Genomic DNA, 2,323 nt, shown 5'->3' with positions numbered 1-2,323 from the left:
GACGCGTGGAGCGGCGGCGCGGGCGGCGGGCGCCGACTCGGCCGGAGCGGCCTGCGTGGTCGGCGCCTCTGCGGGGCGCGGCGCGATCGAGACGGGGCGGGCCGGCACGTCGGGCAGCGACGGGGCGGTGCGGACGGCGGCGGTGCGGACGGGTGCGAGAGCGAGAGACATGACGATTCCTTGTGCGAAGAAGGTGCGGCGATGGACCCCTCGAGACGGGGTCGATGCGAATGGCCGTTCGGCCTGGCGAACCGCCGGTGCGGCTGGTTCAGTGGAGTCGCGGTCGATCGGGGTGCGGATCGGCTGCGGGACTCGGCGGTCGGGTCGCGGTCAGCGGCACATTCGACAACACATGGACGCGCGCGCCGGCATCATCATGCCGGTCGTCCTGAGAGCCTCGGGGGCGGTCAGGGTGCGTGCGGTGTCGGTCATGGGGAGAGTCAATCCGAGGTCGGAGCGTGTGTCAATTCATGACGGGGGGATGACGCGGTGTGACGGCGCAGACGGTGCGCGTCGCGGTGCGGCATCCGGGAGGATCGGGTGGGCGGATGCTGCGTGCAAAAGGATCTGCGAGAAAAGGTCGTTCAGAAAAATCTTCCGCAGTTCCATCTCGCCCGTGCGGCGGTCAGTGTGAAGATCCTTCGGCGCGAGGACGGAAGCCCGCAGAGTGTAGCGGTCGTCAGACCGTGCCGTAGAGGCGGTCGCCGGCGTCGCCGAGGCCCGGCACGATGTAGCCGTGCTCGTTGAGGCGCTCGTCGACGGCGCCGAGTACGACGGTGACCTCGCGGCCGTGCAGCGCCTCCTCGACGGCCTTCAGGCCCTCGGGCGCGGCGAGGATGCAGATCGCCGTGACATCCGTCGCCCCGCGGGCGAGCAGGAACTCGATCGCCGCGGTGAGCGACCCGCCGGTGGCCAGCATCGGATCGAGCACGAAGCACTGGCGGTCGCTGAGGTCGTCGGGCAGGCGCTCGGCGTAGGTCGTCGGCTCCAGCGTCTCCTCATTGCGCGCCATGCCGAGGAATCCGACCTCGGCGCTCGGCAGCAGCTTCACCATGCCGTCGAGCATGCCGAGGCCCGCGCGGAGGATCGGCACGATGAGCGGCTTGGGATCGGCGATGCGCACGCCCGTCGTGGGGGCCACCGGGGTGACGATGTCGACCGGTTCGACGCGCACCCCGCGGGTGCCCTCGTAGGCGAGCAGCGTCATCAACTCCTCGACCAGCGCGCGGAAGATCGGCGACGGCGTGTTCACGTCGCGGAGCACCGTCAGCTTGTGGGTGATGAGCGGGTGATCGGCAACGTGGACTCGCATAGGCTCGAGTCTAGTTGCGGGGAATCCCGCGGACGGGAGGGGCTCGTGGAGCTGCCGATCCACCGCGAGTGGATGCGCCTCGCCCTCGCCGAGGCCGAGCAGGCGCCGGCCACGCGCGACGTGCCGGTCGGTGCGGTCGTCGTGAACGGCAACGGCATCGTCATCGCGGCGAGCCGCAACGAGCGCGAGCTCGTGGGCGACCCGACGGCGCACGCCGAGGTGCTCGCGCTCCGTGCCGCGGCGGAGTCGACCGGCGACTGGCGGCTCACCGACTGCACGCTCGTGGTGACGCTCGAGCCCTGCGTCATGTGCGCGGGCGCGATCCTCGCCGCGCGCGTGCCGACGGTGGTGTTCGGCGCCTGGGACGAGCGCGCCGGCGCCGCCGGGTCGCTCTACGACGTGCTCCGCGACCGGCGGCTCAACCACCGGGTCGAGGTGTTCCCGGGCGTCGAGGCCGAGGCATCCGCTCGCCTGCTGCTCGCCTTCTTCGAGGACCCGCTCAGGCGTCCGCCGAGCGAGCTCGATTAGCGGCTAGCTCGCGCGCTCGCGCAGCACGCGCTCGCGCGCCTCGAGCCCGTCGAGGTACTCCGAGAGCAGGGCAGCGGATGCCGCGTTCGCGCGCGGCCCGCGCCAGGCACGCTCCGCGCGCAGCTGCTCGGCGCTGCGGCCGTACTCGGGCAGTTCGTGGCCCCACAGGCGGAGCCACTCCTCGTGGATCGCGTCGTCGACCTCGGGATGGAACYGCACCGCGAGCAGCCAGTCGCCTCGGGCGAACGCCTGGTTCTCGTACTGCTCCGACGACGCGAGGCGCTCGACTCCCTCGGGCAGTTCGAACGTGTCGCCGTGCCACTGCACCGTCGGCACGCCGGCGAAGTGCCGCACGGGCGAGGCCGCGCCGGCGTCGGTGAGCTCGACCTCGAGCCAGCCGACCTCCTTGCGCGGGCCCTTGCGCACCTCGGCGCCGAGGGTCTTCGCGAGCAGCTGCGCGCCGAGGCACACGCCGAAGACCGG

General features: G+C 72.1%; 3 protein-coding genes. 1 reads left to right on the top strand and 2 read right to left on the bottom strand.

What is annotated here, in order from left to right; genetic code table 11:
- Nucleotides 1–679 precede the first annotated feature (679 nt).
- A complete protein-coding gene (gene upp / locus AC1DY2_RS18805) occupies nucleotides 680–1,312 on the bottom strand; it encodes a uracil phosphoribosyltransferase (protein ID WP_476763796.1) in 633 nt (210 codons plus the stop codon).
- A 45-nt stretch (nucleotides 1,313–1,357) separates the two neighbouring features.
- On the opposite strand from upp, the gene tadA reads away from it, so the two are divergent.
- A complete protein-coding gene (gene tadA, locus AC1DY2_RS18800) occupies nucleotides 1,358–1,840 on the top strand; it encodes a tRNA adenosine(34) deaminase TadA (RefSeq protein ID WP_476763795.1) in 483 nt (160 codons plus the stop codon).
- 3 nt (nucleotides 1,841–1,843) lie between these two features.
- Here tadA and AC1DY2_RS18795 read toward each other — a convergent pair.
- Nucleotides 1,844–2,323 (bottom strand): glutamine amidotransferase-related protein (locus tag AC1DY2_RS18795; protein ID WP_476763794.1); only part of this gene is annotated, 480 nt, incomplete at its 5' end.

This window comes from Agromyces sp. P1_H4, assembly GCF_056405255.1.
Note: the sequence above shows the minus strand (reverse complement) of the source record. Positions and strands in the feature narration are given on the sequence as shown.